A 17,966-nucleotide genomic window follows, 5' to 3' on the forward strand; every position below is an offset into this window, starting at 1 on the left:
AAACGGGATAGGATCCGCTTATGCGCCGTTCCAAAATCGTCTGCACGCTGGGCCCCGCCGTCGACTCGTATGAGCAGCTGAAAGCGCTCATCGAGGCAGGCATGAACGTGGCCCGATTCAACTTCAGCCACGGCTCCCAGGCAGAACACCAGGAGCGGTACGACCGCGTCCGGAAGGCCGCCGAGGACACCGGGCGCGCGATCGGCGTCCTCGCCGACCTGCAGGGACCCAAGATCCGCCTCGAGACCTTCGCCGAGGGTCCGGTCGAGCTGGTGCGCGGTGACGAGTTCACCATCACCACCGAGGACGTCCCGGGCGACAAGTCCATCTGCGGCACCACCTACAAGGGTCTGCCGGGGGACGTCACCAAGGGCGACCAGGTCCTGATCAACGACGGCAACGTCGAGCTCCAGGTGATCGCGGTCGAGGGCCCCCGGGTCAAGACCGTCGTCATCGAGGGCGGCGTCATCTCCGACCACAAGGGCATCAACCTGCCCGGTGCGGCCGTCAACGTGCCGGCCCTGTCGGAGAAGGACAAGGAGGACCTCCGCTTCGCCCTCCGCATGGGCTGCGACATGGTCGCGCTGTCCTTCGTCCGTGACGCCAACGACGTCCGCGACGTCCACCAGGTCATGGACGAGGAGGGCCGCCAGGTCCCCGTCATCGCCAAGGTCGAGAAGCCGCAGGCGGTGGAGAACATGGAGGCCGTGGTCGCCGCCTTCGACGCCGTCATGGTGGCGCGCGGTGACCTGGCCGTCGAGTACCCGCTCGAGAAGGTCCCGATGGTCCAGAAGCGGCTCATCGAGATGTGCCGCCGCAACGCCAAGCCGGTGATCGTCGCGACCCAGATGATGGAGTCGATGATCACCAACTCCCGGCCGACCCGCGCCGAGGCCTCCGACGTGGCCAACGCGATCCTGGACGGCGCGGACGCGGTCATGCTGTCCGCCGAGTCCTCGGTCGGCCAGTACCCGATCGAGACCGTCAAGACGATGTCGAAGATCGTCACGGCGGCCGAGGAGGAGCTCCTCTCCAAGGGCCTGCAGCCGCTGGTCCAGGGCAAGAAGCCGCGCACCCAGGGCGGCTCCGTGGCCCGCGCGGCCTGCGAGATCGCCGACTTCCTGGACGGCAAGGCGCTGGTCGCCTTCACCCAGTCCGGCGACACCGCCCGGCGCCTGTCCCGCTACCGCGTGACCCAGCCGATCGTGGCCTTCACCACCGATGCGAACACCCGCAACCAGCTCACCCTGAGCTGGGGCGTCGAGTCCCACATCGTCCCGTTCGTGGACAACACGGACGCGATGGTCGACCTGGTGGACGGCGAGATGCTCAAGCTCAAGCGGTTCAACGCGGGCGACACCATGATCATCACGGCCGGTTCTCCCCCCGGCGTGCCCGGCACCACCAACATGGTCCGGGTCCACCACCTGGGCGGCGGCGACCTCGACTGAGGCCGTCCCCCCGCAGTACGCCCGCACAGCCGGCCGAGGCCCGCACTCCCCCTGGGAGTGCGGGCCTCGGCCGTTGCGTACCGCGATGCCGCGCCGGTGCGGTGCCGGACGCGGGCGGCGGCTACTCGGGCGGGCCTATGTAGTTCTTCAGGCCCGGGACGGTCAGGGTGCCGCCGAACTGGCCGGCCTGGACGACCTTGACCTTGGTGAAGAAGGCGAACGGGACGTCCAGCGGGGGCGGGCTGTTGGGGGTGAACTCGATCGGGATGATCCCGAACAGGTTGCCCTTGAGGGACTCGGTGTACATGGTCACCGTGCCCCCTCGGATCTTCGAGGTGGAGCCGGGCCGCGACTTGAGGTGCGCGACGTTCCCGGTCTTGCCGACGGTCTGGTAGAGGTCCTTGATGTCCAGCGAGTCCGCGGTGAACTTGAGGACCTTCTTGACCTTGCCGCCGGCCGTCTTCACCTCGACGATGCCGTGGTACTTCAGCCCGTAGAGGGTCAGCAGGGAGCTGTCCAGGTACCAGGGCTCGTCCGGCAGGAGCGGGATGCCGGGTTCGAGCTCGGCGTCGGCCAGCGCCTTCGCGTCGTAGGTCGGGCAGGGGAACGGCTCCTTGCCGTCCTTGTCCTTGCCGTCCTCTCCCTCCTCGTCCTTCTTCGCGTCGGCCGCCTTGTCGTCGTCGGCCGCCTTGTCGTCCTTGGCGTCCTTGGCGTCCTCGACGGCGGTCCGGCCGTCGCCGGTGCCGGTCCGTCCGGTCTCGTCCTTGGGCTTGCCCTTGGTGCCCTTGACCTCGTCGGAGAGCTCGCCGACCTGTACGCCGGCGTCCTTGGCGGCGTCCCGGATGGCCTGCTCCTGCGGGTGGGGAGCGGCCGGGGGCTGCGGGGTGACCGGCCCCGCGGGCGGGGCGGGCGTGGCGGGCTGCTTGCCGGCCAGCCCGTCGAGGAGGTCACCGACCTTGTCGCTCAGGCCCAGCGGGTCGAGCGGGTCGGCCTTCCGAGTGGCGGTCGGGGCCGGGGTGGCGGCCGATGCGGGCGGGTCCTGCCCGGGCTTCGTCCGGGCCCCGGCGGACGAGGACGCGGACGGCGTGGGGGCCGGCGCCTTGCCCGTCGGGCGGGCCGAGGGGCTCGCACCGGGCGAGGCACCCGGCGAGGGCGTCTTGGAGGGGCTCTTCGAGGCCGAGGTGGACGGGGTGGGGGACGGGGACTTGCTCTCCTCGTCCTTCGGCTCGTCCGACCGCGTCACGCACGGCCCCGGCGCGAACGGGATCTCCTTCTCGTCGGCCAGGGCCAGCCTCGGGCCCATGCCCATGCCGACGAACACGGCCGTGGGCATCGCGGCGAGCGCCATGGTCTTGCCGACGGGTATCTGGAGCTTCGTCAGCAGCGACTTCCTGGGGGCCGCGTGCCGCGGGCCCTTCCTCTCACGGGACTCTGCGTCTGGGGCCACGGCCCGCTGCGTCTCGTCACCCCGCACTGTTCCTCCCGCCATCGGCGTGGCCGGTCGTCTCGGTCGCGTGGTCCGTTTCCATACCGCGGGGGCCGGGGACGGCCACTGCGGCCATCGCCCCGACGGGCGCTCCGGCCGGCTCCTCGACCGGGGTGCCCGGTGCCCACGACAGGGCGAGGCAGCCGCCCACCAGTGCGCAGAGGAAGCCCATGAAGAAGCCGCCGAGGTTGGACACCGGCAGCGACACGAGGCCGAGGAGGAGCGTGGCGACGCCCGCGAAGATCCGGATCGACTGCTGGAACCAGAGGGCGAGGCCCAGGGTGATCAGCAGGACGCCGATGATCAGGGCGCCGGCACCGCCGGTCGTCGCCATGGCGATGGTGACACTGCCGAGCCGGAGGTCCGCGTAGGGGAAGTAGGCGATCGGCACACCGGCGAGCAGGGTGAACAGCCCGGCCCAGAACGGCCGCTTGCCGCTCCAGGAATGGAAGCCGTAGTACACCACGGTGAGCCAGTGGTCGCGGGCGGCGTTGACCGGGGCCTGGGGGTTCATGGACAACAGCTCCCTGGAAACGGTGGTACTGGAGAACTACGTGGAGCCCGGACGGGCGGAGCGCACCGCGGGGCACGGGCCACCACGGCCCGCCCGTCCGGTCCTGCAACGCGGACGGACTACTTCTCGTCCTCGTAGCACGGCTGGTCGCCGCCGAGCAGGCGCAGCTTGAGGTCGGGCAGGCTGAAGGTGCCCGCCGTCGTCGCCCACGCCTTCTGCCGCACGTTGGACAGCGTCGCCTCCTCGGCACGCTGCGAGAACGCGTACGGGCTCTTCACCGTGCCGGGCTGAGCCTTCATCTTGTGGCTGGGGTCGCCCACGGCCACGCCGATGTCGAGGTTCTTGAACTCGGCGTCGGCGTCCAGCTCGGCGACATCCAGGTAGATGTTCTTCGCCACTGCCGGGCGGCCCTTGTGACCGGTCTGCAGCTTCAGCGTGATGTTGCCGATGCCGGGGATCGGGGTCACCAGCGACTGGCACATGTTGGTGATCTTGGCTTCGCTGAACCCGGAGATGGTCACCGGGTGGGCGGCCGGGTTGCCCTTGAGGTCGTGACCCTCGGCGACACCGCCGTACTGGATCAGGTCCTTGCCCTCAAGCTTGTCGGCGCGGACCTTGAAGTCCTGGCCGGAGACGCTGAAGGACGCCGCGAGGGCACCCTGCGCCAGACCGACGCCCACCGCGGCGGTCGCCGCGATGCTCGGCACCATGACGAGCGCGAAGCGCTTCCATCTGGTCCCGCCACGAACCTGGGAATTCATGTTGTTCCTCCTTCTCGGACGTACATCTCCGGTCCGGGCCCTGCCCGTCCTGGGATGGGAGAAGTGCTACGTCCTCGGGAAGGAGCGCAGGCGACCGAGGCGCGGATCCGCGACAGGTACACCGGCGATCACCCCCGAGCGACAACCACTGGGCCACGCGTCCGCGCAACCTGGAGGACAGGCCCTGCCGGTTCGGCAGAGACCCCCCTGTCCCGGGCCGGCGGCATGGCCGCCGGTCCACTCGGTGGGGACCCATCTCCTCAGCTCCGGATGAGGGCTCTGCGGGATGGACCGAGCGTGGCCGATCGTGGTCCATTCCCGGCCGTGGCACAAGGGGGTTCGTTACTCGCGGGTAACGGCTGGATAACCAGGGCACGACGCGCGGCTTCCGACTCGCCACACAGGGTGTCACCCGGGGCCACGACAGAACCCCCGATTCCATCCGCAAGCGGACAGAACCGGGGGTTCGACTTACTCCCAGTAACAGCTCTTCTCATTACCAAGTTTTGGTAAAGCGACGACACTGTTCGGCTGTGTGTCAATAAATCGCCGGTGCCCCGCGAGGGGGCTTCGAGGGGAACGTCAGAAGAGCACCCGGGCGAGCGCGGTACGGGCCGACGTCACCCGCGGGTCATCCGCACCGATGACCTCGAACAGCTCCAGCAGCCGCAGCCGCACCGCGTCGCGGTCCTCGCCGGCCGTCACCCGCACGGTGTCGACCAGCCGCCCGAAGGCGTCCGCGACATGCCCGCCCACCAGGTCCAGGTCCGCCGCCGCGATCTGCGCCGCCGGGTCCCGCGGGTTGTCCGCCGCAGCGGTGCGCACCGCCTGCGGGTCCATGTCCTGCACCCGGGAGAGGAGTTCGGCCTGGGCCAGTCCCAGCCTGGCCTCCGGGTGCGCCGGGTCCTCGGCCAGCACGTTCTTGTACGCCTGGACGGCACCGCCCAGGTCGCCCGCGTCCAGCGCGCGCATGGCCGCTTCCAGCAGCGCGTCGTACGGGCCCGCGGGCACGGCGGCACCGGCGGCCGCAGCGGCGGCGGGGGCCCCCTCGGCGTCCGGGTCCACGGTGATCCCGGTCAGGCCGAAGCGCTCCTCGGCGACCTGGATCAGCTGGGCGAGGGTCTCGCGGATCTGCTGCTCGGGGGCCGCGCCCTGGAACAGCGGCAGCGCCTGGCCGGCCACCACGGCGAAGACCGCCGGGATGCCCTGGATGCCGAACTGCTGCATCAGCATCTGGTTGGCGTCGACGTCCACCTTGGCCAGTACGAAACGGCCGTTGGCCTCCACGGCCATGCGCTCCAGCAGCGGGCCGAGCTGCTTGCACGGCTCGCACCACTCGGCCCAGAAGTCGATGACGACCGGGACCTCGGTGGACAGCTGGATCACATCACGCTCGAAGCCGGCCTCGTCGACGTCGATGACGAGCGCGGAGGGCGGCACCGCCGCGGAACCGCCCTGCCGGGCGGCCTCCGCTCGCGCCTGCTCCGCCTTGGCCTTGGCCTCGCCGGCCGCCTTCACCGCGGCGAGGTCGACGACGCCGCTCATGGACATGTTTCTGGGCTGCATGCGTACATCCTCCCCCGTGTGCGCGCGCCTGCGAAAAAGTTCGCCGGAAAGCCGGAAATCCGGTTGTTTGGCGCCGGGTCCCCACCTGGCGCCGGTAGCGGTGCGTGGTTGTCGCTTCGGTCTCGCTCTTACGCTACGAGTCGTAGCGTAACTCCCCCGGGGACGTTCGCGGCGGTGATGTCAGCCACAGTGGCGGTACCGGTGACCAAGACGGTGACGGGGGTCACGGCGGTTTCGCTACTGGCGGGTATGGTCCTCTGCCATGCACACGCTTGGCTCCACTTCCGGCCGTACCGGCCGTCCGCGCAGCGCCGCGGCGGACGCCGCGATCCTCGCGGCGACGAGGGACGCGCTGTGCGAGCTGGGCTGGTCCAAGCTGACGATGAGCGACGTCTCGGCCCGCGCGGGCGTCGCCAAGACCACCCTCTACCGGCGCTGGGCCGGCAAGAACGAGCTGGTCGTGGACGCGGTCGCGGAGCTGTTCGACTCCCTGGAGCTGCCGGACCGCGGCTCGCTGGAGGCGGACGTCGAGTACGTGGTGCTCCGGTTCGCGGAGCTGCTGCGGCGCCCGGAGGCCCGTACGGCACTGATGGCGGTGGTCGCCGAGTCCACCCGGGACGAGGCCCTGCGGGACCGGATCCGGTCGGCGATCGTGGACCGGCAGAAGCACCTGGTCGTGCTGGGCCGGGAGCGCGCGCAGGCCAGGGGCGAACTCCCCTACGAGGAGGACGAGTCCCTCGCAGGCCGCACCACCGACCTGATCTTCGACGTGATCGCCGGGACGGTGGTGCACCGCGCGCTGGTCAGTTCGGAGCCGGTGGACGAGGAGTGGGTGGCCACCTTCACGGCCCTGCTGATGCACGGTCTCCGCGGGCCCGTCGCCTGAGGGCGCGAGAACGGCCCCGCCGCTCGGGGGGAGTCGCGGCGGGGCCGGGTACGGGACCGGTTTCAGGACCGGTGACGGGCGCGGCGCGAGGCTGTCCGCCGACCGCGCCGGCCGGGTTCTAGAAGCCGGGCGGCTCGACGTAGACGCCCCACTCCTCGCGGAGCGCGTTGCAGATCTCGCCGAGCGTGGCCTCGGCCCGTACGGCGTCCAGCATGGCCGGGATCATGTTCGAGCCGTCCCGGGCGGCGGTGAGCATGGCCTGGAGCGCGCCGGTCACCTTCGCCTCGTCGCGGCGGTCCTTGCGCTCGCCCAGGACCCGGACCTGCTCCCACTCGACCTCGTGGCTGACCCGGAGGATCTCCAGGTCGCCGGTGACCGAGCCGTCGTGGCAGTTGACGCCGACGACCCGCTTGTCGCCCTTCTCCAGCGAACGCTGGTACTGGAAGGCGGATTCGGCGATCTCGCCGGTGAACCAGCCGTCCTCGATGCCGCGCAGGATGCCGGAGGTGATCGGACCGATGGGGTGCCGGCCGTCCGGGTGGGCCCGCAGGCCGCGCTCCTTGATCTGGTCGAAGATCTTCTCGGCGTCGGCCTCGATGCGGTCGGTGAGCTGCTCGACGTACCAGGAGCCGCCCAGCGGGTCGGCCACGTTGGCCACCCCGGTCTCCTCCATCAGCACCTGCTGGGTGCGCAGGGCGATCTCGGCGGCCTGCTCGCTGGGCAGCGCGAGGGTCTCGTCGAGGGCGTTGGTGTGGAGGGAGTTGGTGCCGCCGAGCACGGCCGCCAGGGCCTCCACGGCGGTCCGCACCACGTTGTTGTACGGCTGCTGGGCGGTGAGCGAGACGCCCGCCGTCTGGGTGTGGAAGCGCAGCCACATCGCCTTGTCGGTCTTGGCGCCGTAGACCTCCTTCATCCAGCGCGCCCAGATCCGGCGGGCGGCGCGGAACTTGGCGATCTCCTCGAAGAAGTCGAGGTGGGCGTCGAAGAAGAAGGACAGGCCGGGGGCGAAGACGTCCACGTCGAGCCCGCGGGACAGGCCGAGCTCCACGTAGCCGAAGCCGTCGGCGAGGGTGTACGCCAGCTCCTGCGCGGCCGTCGAACCGGCCTCGCGGATGTGGTAGCCGGAGACCGAGAGCGGCTTGTAGGCGGGGATGCCGGTGGCGCAGTACTCCATGAGGTCGCCGATGAGCCGCAGGTGCGGCTCCGGAGCGAAGATCCACTCCTTCTGGGCGATGTACTCCTTGAAGATGTCGGTCTGCAGGGTGCCGTTGAGCACCGCGGGGTCGACGCCCTGCCGCTCGGCGGCGACCAGGTACATGCAGAAGGCCGGGACGGCGGGGCCGGAGATGGTCATCGACGTGGTGACGTCGCCGAGCGGGATGTCCTTGAAGAGGACCTCCATGTCGGCGGCGGAGTCGATGGCCACGCCGCAGTGGCCGACCTCGCCCAGCGAGCGCGGGTCGTCGGAGTCGCGGCCCATCAGGGTGGGCATGTCGAAGGCCACCGAGAGCCCGCCGCCGCCGGCGGCCAGGATCATCTTGTAGCGCTCGTTGGTCTGCTCGGCGTTGCCGAACCCGGCGAACTGCCGGATCGTCCAGGTGCGGCCCCGGTAGCCGGTGGGGTGCAGACCCCGGGTGTACGGGTACTCGCCCGGCCAGCCGATGCGCTCGAAGCCCTCGTAGGTGTCGCCGGGCCGGGGTCCGTAGACCGGGTCGACGGCGTCGCCGGAGAGCGTGGTGAAGTCGGCGTCGCGCTTGCGGGCCTTGTCATAACGGGCCTGCCAGCGGCGGCGGCCCTCCTCGATGGCGTCAGCGTCCATGCTGCGAATTTACTAGGACGTCCTAGTAAATGTCGATGGCAAACCCCGGGAAGTCCTTCCGGGGTCCCCCGGACCGCCCAACCACACGGCCGGCCAACCACACGGCCGGCCAACCACACGCGCCCCCGGGCCGCGGCACGGGGGCCGCGGCGCACGGGGGCGCGGTGAGGCGGTGAGGCGCGGGCTACGCCCGGGCGGCGACGGGGGTGCCGGAGACCAGCGGTTCGACCTCGGCCCGGACCTTGCGCTCGACGAAGAACGCGACCAGCGGGATGGTGCCGGAGACCAGCACCCACAGCAGCTTCCCGAACGGCCACTTCGCCTTGGAGCCCAGGTCGAAGGCGAACACGAGGTAGATCATGAAGAGCACGCCGTGCGCCTGCGAGACCGCGAGGGTCAGGTCGGCGCCGGTGTCGAAGCCGTACTTCGCCACCATGCAGGCACAGAGGATCAGCAGCATCACGGCGGTGACGTAGGCCATGACGCGGTAGCGGGTCAGCACGCTTCGTTTCATGGCGTCGAGCGTATCGGTCCGGTTTGCCGGATCTTGACCCGGGCGGCGCTTCCCCGCGCGTGACCCTGCCCACTCCCCGGCCCCGGCCCCGATCCGCCGGACGGGCCCTAGTTCTCCTCGAAGTCCGTGGCGGCGACCCGGAGGGGGCGGAGCAGGGCGAAGATCTCTCCGCACTCCTCCGCGTCGTACACGCCGAGCCCGAAGTCGACGGCCATCAGGTCCCGGGTCGCGTCCTCCACGACCTCCCGGCCCTTGTCGGTGATCGAGGCCAGGGTCCCGCGGCCGTCGTTCGGGTTGGGCCGCTTGGCGACCAGACCGGACTTCACCAGGCGGTCCACGGTGTTGGTCACGGAGGTCGGGTGGACCATCAGCCGCTCGCCGATCTTCGACATCGGCAGCTCGCCGGCCTTGGAGAAGGTCAGCAGCACCAGCGCCTCGTACCGCGCGAAGGTCAGCCCGTAGGGCTTCACCACCGCGTCGACCTCGCCGAGCAGGATCTGGTGGGCCCGCATGATCGAGGTGATCGCGGCCATCGAGGGCACCGGGCCCCAGCGCTGCTGCCAGAGCTCGTCGGCGCGGGCGATGGGATCGAAGGGGAGGCTGAGCGGCTTGGGCACGCAGCAGACCTTACCGGCCGGTCATTTGGTGGACACGCCCGTCTCATCAGTCGGCCAGCAGCCGCTTGCGCAGGCGGTCGAGGAGCTGCTCGTCCACGCCCAGCCGGGCGGTGGCGTACCCGTGCACGGACCCGTGGACGGCGGTGAGGTCGGCCAGGAACAGCCGGATGACCTCCTCCGGTGCCCGTCCGTACGAGGGCCAGCGCAGCTCCCGGCCGGGGTGGGCCGCGTGCCAGTCGGCCACCAGGCGCGCGGTGGCGAGTTCGGTGAGGGCGAAGTCGGCGGCGATGGTGTCCTCGTCCACCCCGAGCAGGGCCAGGACGAGGGCCGCGAGCAGTCCGGTGCGGTCCTTCCCGGAGGCGCAGTGGAAGACCTGCGGGGCGTCCCCGTCGGCGATCACCTCCAGCGCTTCCCGCAGCTCGGCGGTGCCGTCCTCGGCGACCTCGGCGAACCGGTCCGCGAGGTACCGCCAGGGGTCCAGCCCGGGGTCGATCTCCGCCTGGTCGTAGGGCCGGTGCTCGATGCTGCAGTTGTGGTACGCCAGGCCCTCCGCCTCGGGGACCCGGCCCTTGGCCTCGATCTCCCAGGGGTAGCGCAGGTCGATGACGGTCCGGACGCCCAGCGCCGCGAAGCGCTCGCGGTCGGCCTCCGCCCCCGGGCCGGCGAGTTTGCCGAGGGAGTCCGCGCGGTAGAGCCGCCCCCAGCGCACGGTCCGGCCGTCGCGCGTCCGATAGCCGCCCAGATCACGGAAGTTGTGCAGGTTCCCGAAGTCCACGTGTCGTCGCGTCATGCGCGTCACTGTAGGTGCGCCGCACGGCTCCGCCACCCGGTTTTCCGGCGCCCCCCGCCGCCCGGGCCGCCCGGGCCCCCACCGGGAGCGGCCGGGCGGTGTCGTGACCAGCCGTCACCTTTGCCACATGTCAGGATGTTCCGGTCATGTCCCGGTCCCGGTCATGCCCCGGTCCCGGCCGGTCGGCCGGCCAGCCCCGAGGAAGCTGATGCCTGGCCGTCACCGACACCGCGCGTTCCTCGTCCCGCTCCTCGCCGTCCTGCTGGCGGCCGCCGGGTGCAGCCCGGCCGGCTCCGGCCGGGCGGGCCCGTCCGCCGCGTCCGGCGCGGGGCCGGCCGGCGAAGACGCCGGACCGCCCTTCTGGGTCGATCCCGACACCGACGCCGCCCACCAGGTCGCCGACTGGGAGGCGCAGGGCCGCAACGGCGACGCCCAGGTCCTCCGCCGCATCTCCGACCGGCCCGCCGCGCTCTGGGCCGCCGCCGGGGACCCCGGGCCGGAGGTCCGCCGGGCCGCCCGCGGCGCCACCGCGGCCGGGCAGACCCTGCTGGTCACCGCCCACAACCTCCCGCACCGCGACTGCGGCGGGCGCTCCGCCGGGGGCGGCGCCCGTGACGCCCGCGCCTACCGGGCGTGGATCACCGCCCTCGCCACCGCCATCGGCCGCACCCGCACCCTCGTCGTGCTGGAGCCGGGCGCCGTCGCGCGGATCGCCGCGGGCTGCGCCCCGGCCGACCGCCACGAGGAGCAACTCGGTCTGCTCTCCGGGGCGGTGCAGCGGCTCAAGCAGAACCCCGGCACCCGGGTCTACCTGGACGCCGGGGACCCGGCCCGGCCCCCGGCCGCGGAGGCCGTGGCCGGGCTGCTCCGCAAGGCCGGCCTGGAGCACGCCGACGGCTTCGCCCTGAACACCGGCGGCTTCGCGTCCGACGCCACCGCCCTCGCCTACGGCGCCCGGCTCTCCGGGCTCACCGACGGCCGGCACTTCGTCGTCGACACCGGCCGGAACGGCGAAGGCCCCCTGCCCGGCGACCCGGACGCGTCCTCCTGCAACCCGCCCGGCCGCGCGCTGGGCACCCCGCCCACCGACCGTACGGGCGACCCGCTGGCCGACGCGTACCTGTGGGTCAAGCCGCCGGGCGAGTCCGACGGCACCTGCCGCGGCGGCCCGGAGGCCGGCCGCTGGTGGCCGGACTACGCCCTGGGCCTGGCCCGCCGCGCGAAGGACTGACCCGCGGGGAGCCGCCCGCGGAACCGGCCGTGAGGAACCCGCCCGCGGGCAACCGGCGTACGCGAAAGCCCCCGGCCCGAAAGGGGACCGGGGGCTCGCGCGTACGAGGGGTCAGCCGTCGGCGAGGTGCCGCTCGACCGTCTCCACCTTCGAGGTGATGCCGTCGGTGACGCCGGGCCGGATGTCGGCCTTCAGGATGAAGGACACCCGCGGCGCCCGCTCCTCCACGGCCGCCACCGCGCGCCGCACGACGTCCATGACCTCGTCCCACTCACCTTCCACGGTGGTGAACATGGCGTCGGTACGGTTCGGCAGGCCGGACTCGCGCACCACGCGGACCGCGTCGGCGACGTACTCCCCGACCTCTTCACCGACCCCGAGCGGGGTCACCGAGAACGCGACGATCACGCGGCCGCGCCTTCCTTGCCGACTTCCCGACGCGCCCGGGCGGCCACCACGCTGTCGGCCTCGTCGCGCTTGAGGAGCTTGTCGCCGTAGAGGCCGCCGAACGGCAGCAGCGCCAGGACGAAGAACAGCGCGACCTTCTTCACCGGCCACTTGGCCTTGTTCCACACGTCCAGCAGGAAGATCGCGTAGATGACGAACAGCACGCCGTGGAGGATGCCGAGCGGCATCATCAGGTAGTCGACGTCCGAGATCCGGCTCAGCAGCGAGCCGAAGATCAGCAGGGCCGGGAAGGAGAGCGCCTCCGGGACGGAGATGAGGCGCAGCCGGTGCAGGGCGGAGGCGGTCTTTATGTCCACGGAGAACCTTCGGGATGGCGGCCGGTGTCCGTATCAGTGTCCCATCCGCTTTGCACGATCTTGACCCGGGGGCCCGTCCGCGCGCCCCCGCCCGGCCGTTCGGCCGCGCCCCGCGACCGGGGCGTCGGTACCGGTCCGGGCGTATATCGGCCAGGGGACCCTGTTCGGTGTCGCCCGCTGCCGATACCTTCTCCCCGTGGCTCAGTTCCGACTCCAAGGCAGCAAGGTGCTCGCCGTCGACCTGACCGGGGATGCCGTCAAAGCGAAGAACGGCTCCATGGTTGCGTACGACGGCCAGATGGCCTTCAAGAAGATGTCCGGCGGCGGTGAGGGCCTGCGCGGCATGGTGACCCGCAGGCTGACCGGCGAACAGATGACCGTGATGGAAGTGCAGGGGCACGGCACCTGCTTCTTCGCGGACCGCGCGAGTGAGATCAATCTGGTCAATCTCCGCGGGGAGAAGCTCTACGTCGAGTCCAGCAACCTGCTGTGCACCGACGCCGGACTCCGTACCGGCACCACCTTCACCGGCCTGCGCGGCGGGGCGACGGGCAACGGCCTGTTCACGACCACCGTCGAGGGCACCGGCCAGGCGGCGATCATGTCCGACGGGCCCGCGGTGGTCCTGCGGGTGAGCGCCCAGTACCCGCTCTCCGTCGACCCCGGCGCGTACATCGCGCACACCGGCAACCTCCAGCAGCACCTCCAGTCCGGTGTGACCTTCCGCACGCTGATGGGCGAGGGCGGCGGCGAGGCGTTCCAGATCCGTTTCGAGGGCGAGGGGCTCGTGTACGTCCAGCCGAGCGAGCGCAACACCATCGGCGGTGACGTCTGATGCCGTTCCGCGAGATCAACTCGAAGATGATCGAGGCCCAGGTGATCCCGGGCCAGCGGCTCTACAGCCAGCGCGGCGCCATGCTCGCCTACCGCGGCGACGTCGCCTTCACCCCGAACCTGACCGGTGGTCAGGGCGGGGTGATGGGCATGATCGGGCGCCGCATCGCCAACGAGCAGACCCCGCTGATGACCGTCGAGGGCAACGGCACCGTGATGTTCGGCCACGGCGGCCACCACATCCAGGTGATCAACCTCCAGGGCGAGACCCTCTACGTCGAGGCCGACCGGCTGCTCGCCTTCGACGGCACGCTCCAGCAGGGCACCATGTTCATGGGCTCGCAGGGCGGGGTCATGGGCATGGTCCGCGGCCAGGTCACCGGCCAGGGCCTGTTCACCACCACCCTCCAGGGCCACGGCTCGGTCGCCGTGATGGCCCACGGCGGGGTCATCGAGCTCCCGATCACCCCGCAGCGCCCGGTGCACGTCGACCCGCAGGCGTACGTCGCCCACCACGGCGACGTACGCAACAAGCTGTCCTCGGCGCTGGGCTGGCGGGACATGGTGGGCCGCGGCTCGGGCGAGGCGTTCCAGCTGGAGCTGTCCGGCCAGGGCGCGGTGTACGTACAGGCATCGGAGGAGAAGCTGTGACGTTCGGACCCCCCATGGACGGCTACGGGGCCGGCGGGTACGGAGCGGGCGCTCCCGGACCCGGTGCCCCCGCACCCGGCGGCTACGGCGCCGGCGGCTACGGACCGGGCGCGACGCTGCCGGGCGCCCCGGCGCCCGCCGCTCCGGCCGCGGGCCCGAAGGTCCTCGACCCCTACGCGCTGCCGTCGGACGACAACGTCAACGCGTACACCTTCTGCGTGGAGCTCAAGGGGAGCCAGTGGTTCCTGCAGAAGGGCAAGATGATCGCCTATTACGGGCAGATCGAGTTCAACGGCATCGGCAACGGCCGCTTCGACCGGCTGCTGCGCACCAGCTTCCACTCCCCGCTGCACGCGAGCGACTGGGTGGTGGCCGAGGGCCAGGGCAAGATGCTGCTCGCCGACCGGGCGTTCGACGTGAACTCCTACGACCTGGAGGACGGCAACCTCACGATCCGCTCCGGGAACCTGCTGGCCTACCAGCCCACCCTCGCGCTCAAGCAGTCGATCGTGCCGGGTTTCCTGACCCTGATCGGAACCGGGAAGTTCGTGGCCGCGTCCAACGGTCCGGTGGTCTTCATGGAGCCGCCGCTGCGGGTCGACCCGCAGGCGCTGGTGGGCTGGGCCGACTGCCCCTCCCCCTGCCACCACTACGACCACGGCTACATGTCGGGCGTGATGGGGGGCCTGCGGCAGCTGGCCGGGATCGGCGGCGCCTCCGGCGAGGAGCACCAGTTCGAGTTCGTGGGAGCCGGCACGGTGCTGCTGCAGTCCTCGGAGATGCTCATGGCGGAGCAGCCGGTGGGTGTGGTCGGCGCGGAGCCGGGTGTGCCCGGGCACGGGCCGTACGCGCAGGGCGGGCACGGTCAGCAGGGGCAGCTCGGGATCCCCAGGATGCCGGGGCAGCTGGGGGACCTCCAGCGCCGCTTCGGGCTCTGATCGATCCTGCTCGGACCGTCCTATTTTTGTACGTAATTCAACTTCTTAGGTAGAGTTCTGTCATGGAGACGATGGAGACCGAGACGGCCACCCGCTGGCTGAGCGATGCCGAGCAGTGCGCCTGGCGCACCCATCTGGACGTCAGCCGGCTGCTGATGCACCAGCTGGAAAAGGACCTCCAGCCCTTCGGACTCACCAACAACGACTACGAGATCCTCGTGAACCTCTCGGAGGCCGCGGAGCACCGGATGCGGATGAGCGACCTCGCGACCGCGACGCTGCAGTCCAAGAGCCGGCTGTCCCACCAGATCACCCGCATGGAGACGGCGGGCCTGGTGCGGCGGGTGAACTGCGAGTCCGACCGGCGGGGCCTGTACGCGGTGCTGACGGACGAGGGCATGGAGACGATGCGGAAGGTCGCGCCGCACCACGTGGCGTCGGTCCGCGAGCACTTCATCGACCTGCTCAGCCCGGAGGCGCTGTCCGCGCTGCACGCCTCGCTGGCGCCGGTCGCGGAACACCTGCGCGGCCACCGCGGCAAGCCGTAGCGCTCCCGCCGGGGGCCGGAGGACCGGTGCGGGGCCGGATCGCGGTGCGATCCGGCCCCGCACCGGGTTTCAGGTGTTGGGGCGCTTGCCGTGGTTGGCGCCCTTCTTCTTGCGGGCCCGCCGCTTGTTGCCGCGCTTGGACATGGTGTGCGCCTCCCGTATCGGGGTAATTCGGGCGTACGCCAGTCTAGGTGCGGCCCGCTCTCCCCGCTCGGGCGAGGGACAGGGCGGGAAAGGGCACCGGCAGCGGCCCCTCCCGCCCCGCAGGGCTGCGCTCAGCCCTCGGTCAGCGTGGCCAGCAGCACATCGGACGCCGCGTACGGGTCGAGCTCGCCCGCCGCGACCCTCCCCGCCAGCCCGGCCAGGTGCGCGTCGCCGTGCACGTCCGCCAGCCGCGACCGCAGCGCCGTGATCGCGATCGTCTCGATCTCCCGCGCCGCACGGGCGGCCCGCCGCTCGGCCAGCACGCCCCGCTCGTCCATCCACGCGCGGTGCTTCTCCAGGGCCTCCACGACCTCGTCGACGCCCTCCGCCCGGGCCGCGACCGTCTTGATGATCGGCGGCCGCCAGTCCCCCGCCCCGCGCGCCTCGCCCAGCCCCAGCATGTGGTTCAGCTCCCGGGCCGTGGCGTCCGCACCGTCCCGGTCGGCCTTGTTCACCACGTAGACGTCGCCGATCTCCAGGATGCCCGCCTTGGCGGCCTGGATGCCGTCGCCCATGCCCGGCGCGAGCAGCACCACGCAGGTGTCCGCCTGGGCGGCGATCTCCACCTCGGACTGGCCCACGCCCACCGTCTCGACCAGGACCACGTCGCAGCCCGCCGCGTCCAGCACCCGGATCGCCTGCGGCGCCGCCCAGGAGAGTCCGCCCAGGTGGCCGCGGGTGGCCATGGAGCGGATGTAGACGCCCGGGTCCGAGGCGTGGTCGGACATCCGGACCCGGTCGCCGAGCAGCGCCCCGCCCGAGAACGGCGAGGACGGGTCCACCGCCAGCACCCCGACCCGCTTCCCGGCCCGGCGGTACGCCGCCACCAGCGCCGAGGTCGACGTCGACTTGCCGACGCCGGGCGAGCCCGTGAGGCCCACCACGTACGCCCCTCCGGTGAGCGGGGCCAGGGCCGCCATCACCTCGCGGAGCTGCGGGGACGCCCCCTCCACCAGTGAGATCAGCCGGGCGACCGCCCTCGGCCTCCCCTCACGGGCCTGTTCCACCAGCTGGGGGACGTCCACCGTCATACGTGCTGCGCTCCTCGGTTCGCTTCCGCTTTCGGGTACCGCAAGGGGGTCAGGACGCCGGCACGCGCACGATCAGCGCGTCGCCCTGGCCGCCGCCGCCGCACAGGGCGGCCGCGCCGATCCCGCCGCCGCGCCGCTTCAGCTCCAGCGCCAGGTGCAGGACCACCCGGGCGCCGGACATGCCGATGGGGTGTCCCAGGGCGATCGCGCCACCGTTGACGTTCACCTTTTCCGGGGTCACGCCCAGGTCCTTCATTGACTGGACCGCGACCGCCGCGAACGCCTCGTTGATCTCGATCAGGTCCAGGTCGGAGACCTCCAGGCCCTCCTTCTTCAGGGCGTGGGCGATCGCGTTGGACGGCTGGGACTGGAGCGAGTTGTCCGGGCCGGCCACGTTGCCGTGGGCGCCGATCTCGGCGATCCACTCCAGGCCCAGCTCCTCGGCCTTGGCCTTGCTCATCACGACCACCGCGGCGGCGCCGTCGGAGATCTGCGAGGAGGTGCCCGCGGTGATCGTGCCGTCCTTGGCGAAGGCGGGGCGCAGCTTGCCCAGGGACTCCGCCGTGGTCTCCGGGCGGATGCCCTCGTCGGAGGCGAAGAGCACCGGGTCGCCCTTGCGCTGCGGGATCTCGACCGGGGCGATCTCGGCCTCGAAGATCCCGTTCTTCTGCGCGGCCGCGGCCCGCTGGTGGGAGAGCGCCGCGAACTCGTCCTGCGGGGCGCGCTCGATGCCGAGGCGGGTGTTGTGCTTCTCCGTGGACTCGCCCATGGCGATGCCCTCGAAGGAGTCGGTCAGGCCGTCGTAGGCCATGGCGTCGAGCATCTCGACGGCGCCGTACTTGTAGCCCTCACGGGTCTTGGGCAGCAGGTGCGGGGCGTTCGTCATGGACTCCTGGCCGCCCGCGACCACGATGTCGAACTCGCCGGCGCGGATCAGCTGGTCGGCCAGCGCGATCGCGTCCAGGCCGGAGAGGCACACCTTGTTGATGGTCAGCGCCGGCACGTTCATGGGGATCCCGGCCTTGACCGCGGCCTGGCGGGCGGGGATCTGGCCCGCGCCGGCCTGCAGCACCTGGCCCATGATCACGTACTGCACCTGGTCGCCGGAGATCCCGGCCCGGTCCAGCGCGGCCTTGATCGCGAAGCCGCCGAGGTCGGCGCCCGAGAAGGACTTGAGGGAGCCCAGCAGGCGTCCCATGGGCGTGCGGGCCCCTGCGACGATCACTGAAGTGGTGTGGTTCGTTCCGGACATGAGGCACAGCCCCTTGAATGAGGAGTGAACGAGGGTTCACACGAATGTACTGAGCGGTACCGGTGGCCGTCACCGGGCCGTCGGTGTGATCGCGCGCACGTTGCGTAAC

At 71.5% G+C, this 17,966-nt stretch carries 19 protein-coding genes; 7 read left to right on the top strand and 12 right to left on the bottom strand.

What is annotated here, in order from left to right; genetic code table 11:
• Positions 1-20: 20 nt before the first annotated feature.
• Complete coding sequence (gene pyk, locus AB0O36_RS18345) at positions 21-1,451, top strand: pyruvate kinase (RefSeq protein WP_365111085.1); 1,431 nt, start codon at positions 21-23, stop codon at positions 1,449-1,451.
• Between the two features lie 121 nt (positions 1,452-1,572).
• On the opposite strand, the gene AB0O36_RS18350 is transcribed toward pyk, so the two are convergent.
• From AB0O36_RS18350 to AB0O36_RS18365, 4 genes are all read right to left on the bottom strand, one after another.
• Complete coding sequence (locus AB0O36_RS18350; protein WP_365111087.1) at positions 1,573-2,925, bottom strand: hypothetical protein; 1,353 nt, start codon at positions 2,923-2,925, stop codon at positions 1,573-1,575.
• The gene (locus tag AB0O36_RS18355) at positions 2,915-3,451 is read right to left on the bottom strand and encodes a DUF6114 domain-containing protein (RefSeq protein ID WP_365111090.1); all 537 of its coding nucleotides are present in this window, start codon (positions 3,449-3,451) and stop codon (positions 2,915-2,917) included. Before AB0O36_RS18355 ends, AB0O36_RS18350 begins: the two co-directional genes overlap by 11 nt.
• Positions 3,452-3,570: 119 nt before the next feature.
• A complete protein-coding gene (locus AB0O36_RS18360) occupies positions 3,571-4,212 on the bottom strand; it encodes a DUF6230 family protein (protein ID WP_365111093.1) in 642 nt (213 codons plus the stop codon).
• 582 nt (positions 4,213-4,794) lie between these two features.
• Positions 4,795-5,778, bottom strand: coding sequence for a tetratricopeptide repeat protein (locus AB0O36_RS18365; protein ID WP_365111096.1), 984 nt, complete (start codon positions 5,776-5,778; stop codon positions 4,795-4,797).
• Positions 5,779-6,040: 262 nt separating this feature from the next.
• Between AB0O36_RS18365 and AB0O36_RS18370 the strand changes: the two genes are divergently transcribed.
• The gene (locus AB0O36_RS18370; protein ID WP_365111099.1) at positions 6,041-6,664 is read left to right on the top strand and encodes a TetR/AcrR family transcriptional regulator; all 624 of its coding nucleotides are present in this window, start codon (positions 6,041-6,043) and stop codon (positions 6,662-6,664) included.
• 118 nt (positions 6,665-6,782) lie between these two features.
• On the opposite strand, the gene AB0O36_RS18375 is transcribed toward AB0O36_RS18370, so the two are convergent.
• The 4 genes from AB0O36_RS18375 to AB0O36_RS18390 all read right to left on the bottom strand — a co-directional run bounded on the left by AB0O36_RS18375 (position 6,783) and on the right by AB0O36_RS18390 (position 10,404).
• A complete protein-coding gene (locus AB0O36_RS18375) occupies positions 6,783-8,483 on the bottom strand; it encodes a methylmalonyl-CoA mutase family protein (protein WP_365111102.1) in 1,701 nt (566 codons plus the stop codon).
• 184 nt (positions 8,484-8,667) lie between these two features.
• Positions 8,668-8,997 carry a DUF3817 domain-containing protein gene (locus tag AB0O36_RS18380; RefSeq protein ID WP_365111105.1) on the bottom strand — a complete coding sequence of 110 codons (330 nt, stop codon included), beginning with the start codon at positions 8,995-8,997 and terminating at the stop codon, positions 8,668-8,670.
• Between the two features lie 107 nt (positions 8,998-9,104).
• Positions 9,105-9,614, bottom strand: a complete 510-nt coding sequence (locus tag AB0O36_RS18385) for a MarR family transcriptional regulator (protein WP_365111108.1) — start codon at positions 9,612-9,614, stop codon at positions 9,105-9,107.
• 46 nt (positions 9,615-9,660) lie between these two features.
• Positions 9,661-10,404 carry a tyrosine-protein phosphatase gene (locus AB0O36_RS18390; protein ID WP_365111109.1) on the bottom strand — a complete coding sequence of 248 codons (744 nt, stop codon included), beginning with the start codon at positions 10,402-10,404 and terminating at the stop codon, positions 9,661-9,663.
• 208 nt (positions 10,405-10,612) lie between these two features.
• Here AB0O36_RS18390 and AB0O36_RS18395 point away from each other — a divergent pair, with 208 nt between their 5' ends.
• Complete coding sequence (locus tag AB0O36_RS18395; RefSeq protein ID WP_365111112.1) at positions 10,613-11,635, top strand: glycoside hydrolase family 6 protein; 1,023 nt, start codon at positions 10,613-10,615, stop codon at positions 11,633-11,635.
• A 111-nt stretch (positions 11,636-11,746) separates the two neighbouring features.
• On the opposite strand, the gene AB0O36_RS18400 is transcribed toward AB0O36_RS18395, so the two are convergent.
• Positions 11,747-12,043 (bottom strand): MTH1187 family thiamine-binding protein, encoded by a 297-nt coding sequence (locus tag AB0O36_RS18400; RefSeq protein WP_365111115.1) that lies wholly within the window; start codon positions 12,041-12,043, stop codon positions 11,747-11,749.
• Positions 12,040-12,399 carry a DUF3817 domain-containing protein gene (locus tag AB0O36_RS18405; protein WP_365111117.1) on the bottom strand — a complete coding sequence of 120 codons (360 nt, stop codon included), beginning with the start codon at positions 12,397-12,399 and terminating at the stop codon, positions 12,040-12,042. Before AB0O36_RS18405 ends, AB0O36_RS18400 begins: the two co-directional genes overlap by 4 nt.
• A gap of 196 nt (positions 12,400-12,595) precedes the next feature.
• On the opposite strand from AB0O36_RS18405, the gene AB0O36_RS18410 reads away from it, so the two are divergent.
• The 4 genes from AB0O36_RS18410 to AB0O36_RS18425 all read left to right on the top strand — a co-directional run bounded on the left by AB0O36_RS18410 (position 12,596) and on the right by AB0O36_RS18425 (position 15,370).
• On the top strand, positions 12,596-13,234 hold the full coding sequence (locus AB0O36_RS18410) for an AIM24 family protein (RefSeq protein ID WP_365111120.1): 639 nt from the start codon (positions 12,596-12,598) through the stop codon (positions 13,232-13,234).
• A complete protein-coding gene (locus AB0O36_RS18415; protein ID WP_365111122.1) occupies positions 13,234-13,884 on the top strand; it encodes an AIM24 family protein in 651 nt (216 codons plus the stop codon). Before AB0O36_RS18410 ends, AB0O36_RS18415 begins: the two co-directional genes overlap by 1 nt.
• Positions 13,881-14,822, top strand: a complete 942-nt coding sequence (locus AB0O36_RS18420; protein ID WP_365111124.1) for an AIM24 family protein — start codon at positions 13,881-13,883, stop codon at positions 14,820-14,822. Before AB0O36_RS18415 ends, AB0O36_RS18420 begins: the two co-directional genes overlap by 4 nt.
• 71 nt (positions 14,823-14,893) lie before the next feature.
• Entirely contained in the window at positions 14,894-15,370 is a 477-nt protein-coding gene (locus AB0O36_RS18425) for a MarR family transcriptional regulator (protein WP_365111425.1), read from the top strand.
• 275 nt (positions 15,371-15,645) lie between these two features.
• Here the strand turns inward: AB0O36_RS18425 and meaB are convergent, their stop codons facing one another.
• Together meaB and AB0O36_RS18435 are read right to left on the bottom strand one after the other, a co-directional pair.
• Positions 15,646-16,605, bottom strand: coding sequence for a methylmalonyl Co-A mutase-associated GTPase MeaB (meaB, locus tag AB0O36_RS18430; RefSeq protein WP_365111126.1), 960 nt, complete (start codon positions 16,603-16,605; stop codon positions 15,646-15,648).
• 49 nt (positions 16,606-16,654) lie between these two features.
• Positions 16,655-17,857 carry an acetyl-CoA C-acetyltransferase gene (locus AB0O36_RS18435; protein WP_365111129.1) on the bottom strand — a complete coding sequence of 401 codons (1,203 nt, stop codon included), beginning with the start codon at positions 17,855-17,857 and terminating at the stop codon, positions 16,655-16,657.
• Positions 17,858-17,966: the final 109 nt, after the last annotated feature.

The organism is Streptomyces sp. NPDC089799 (assembly GCF_040684755.1).
In the GTDB taxonomy this organism is placed as follows: Bacteria; Actinomycetota; Actinomycetes; order Streptomycetales; family Streptomycetaceae; genus Streptomyces.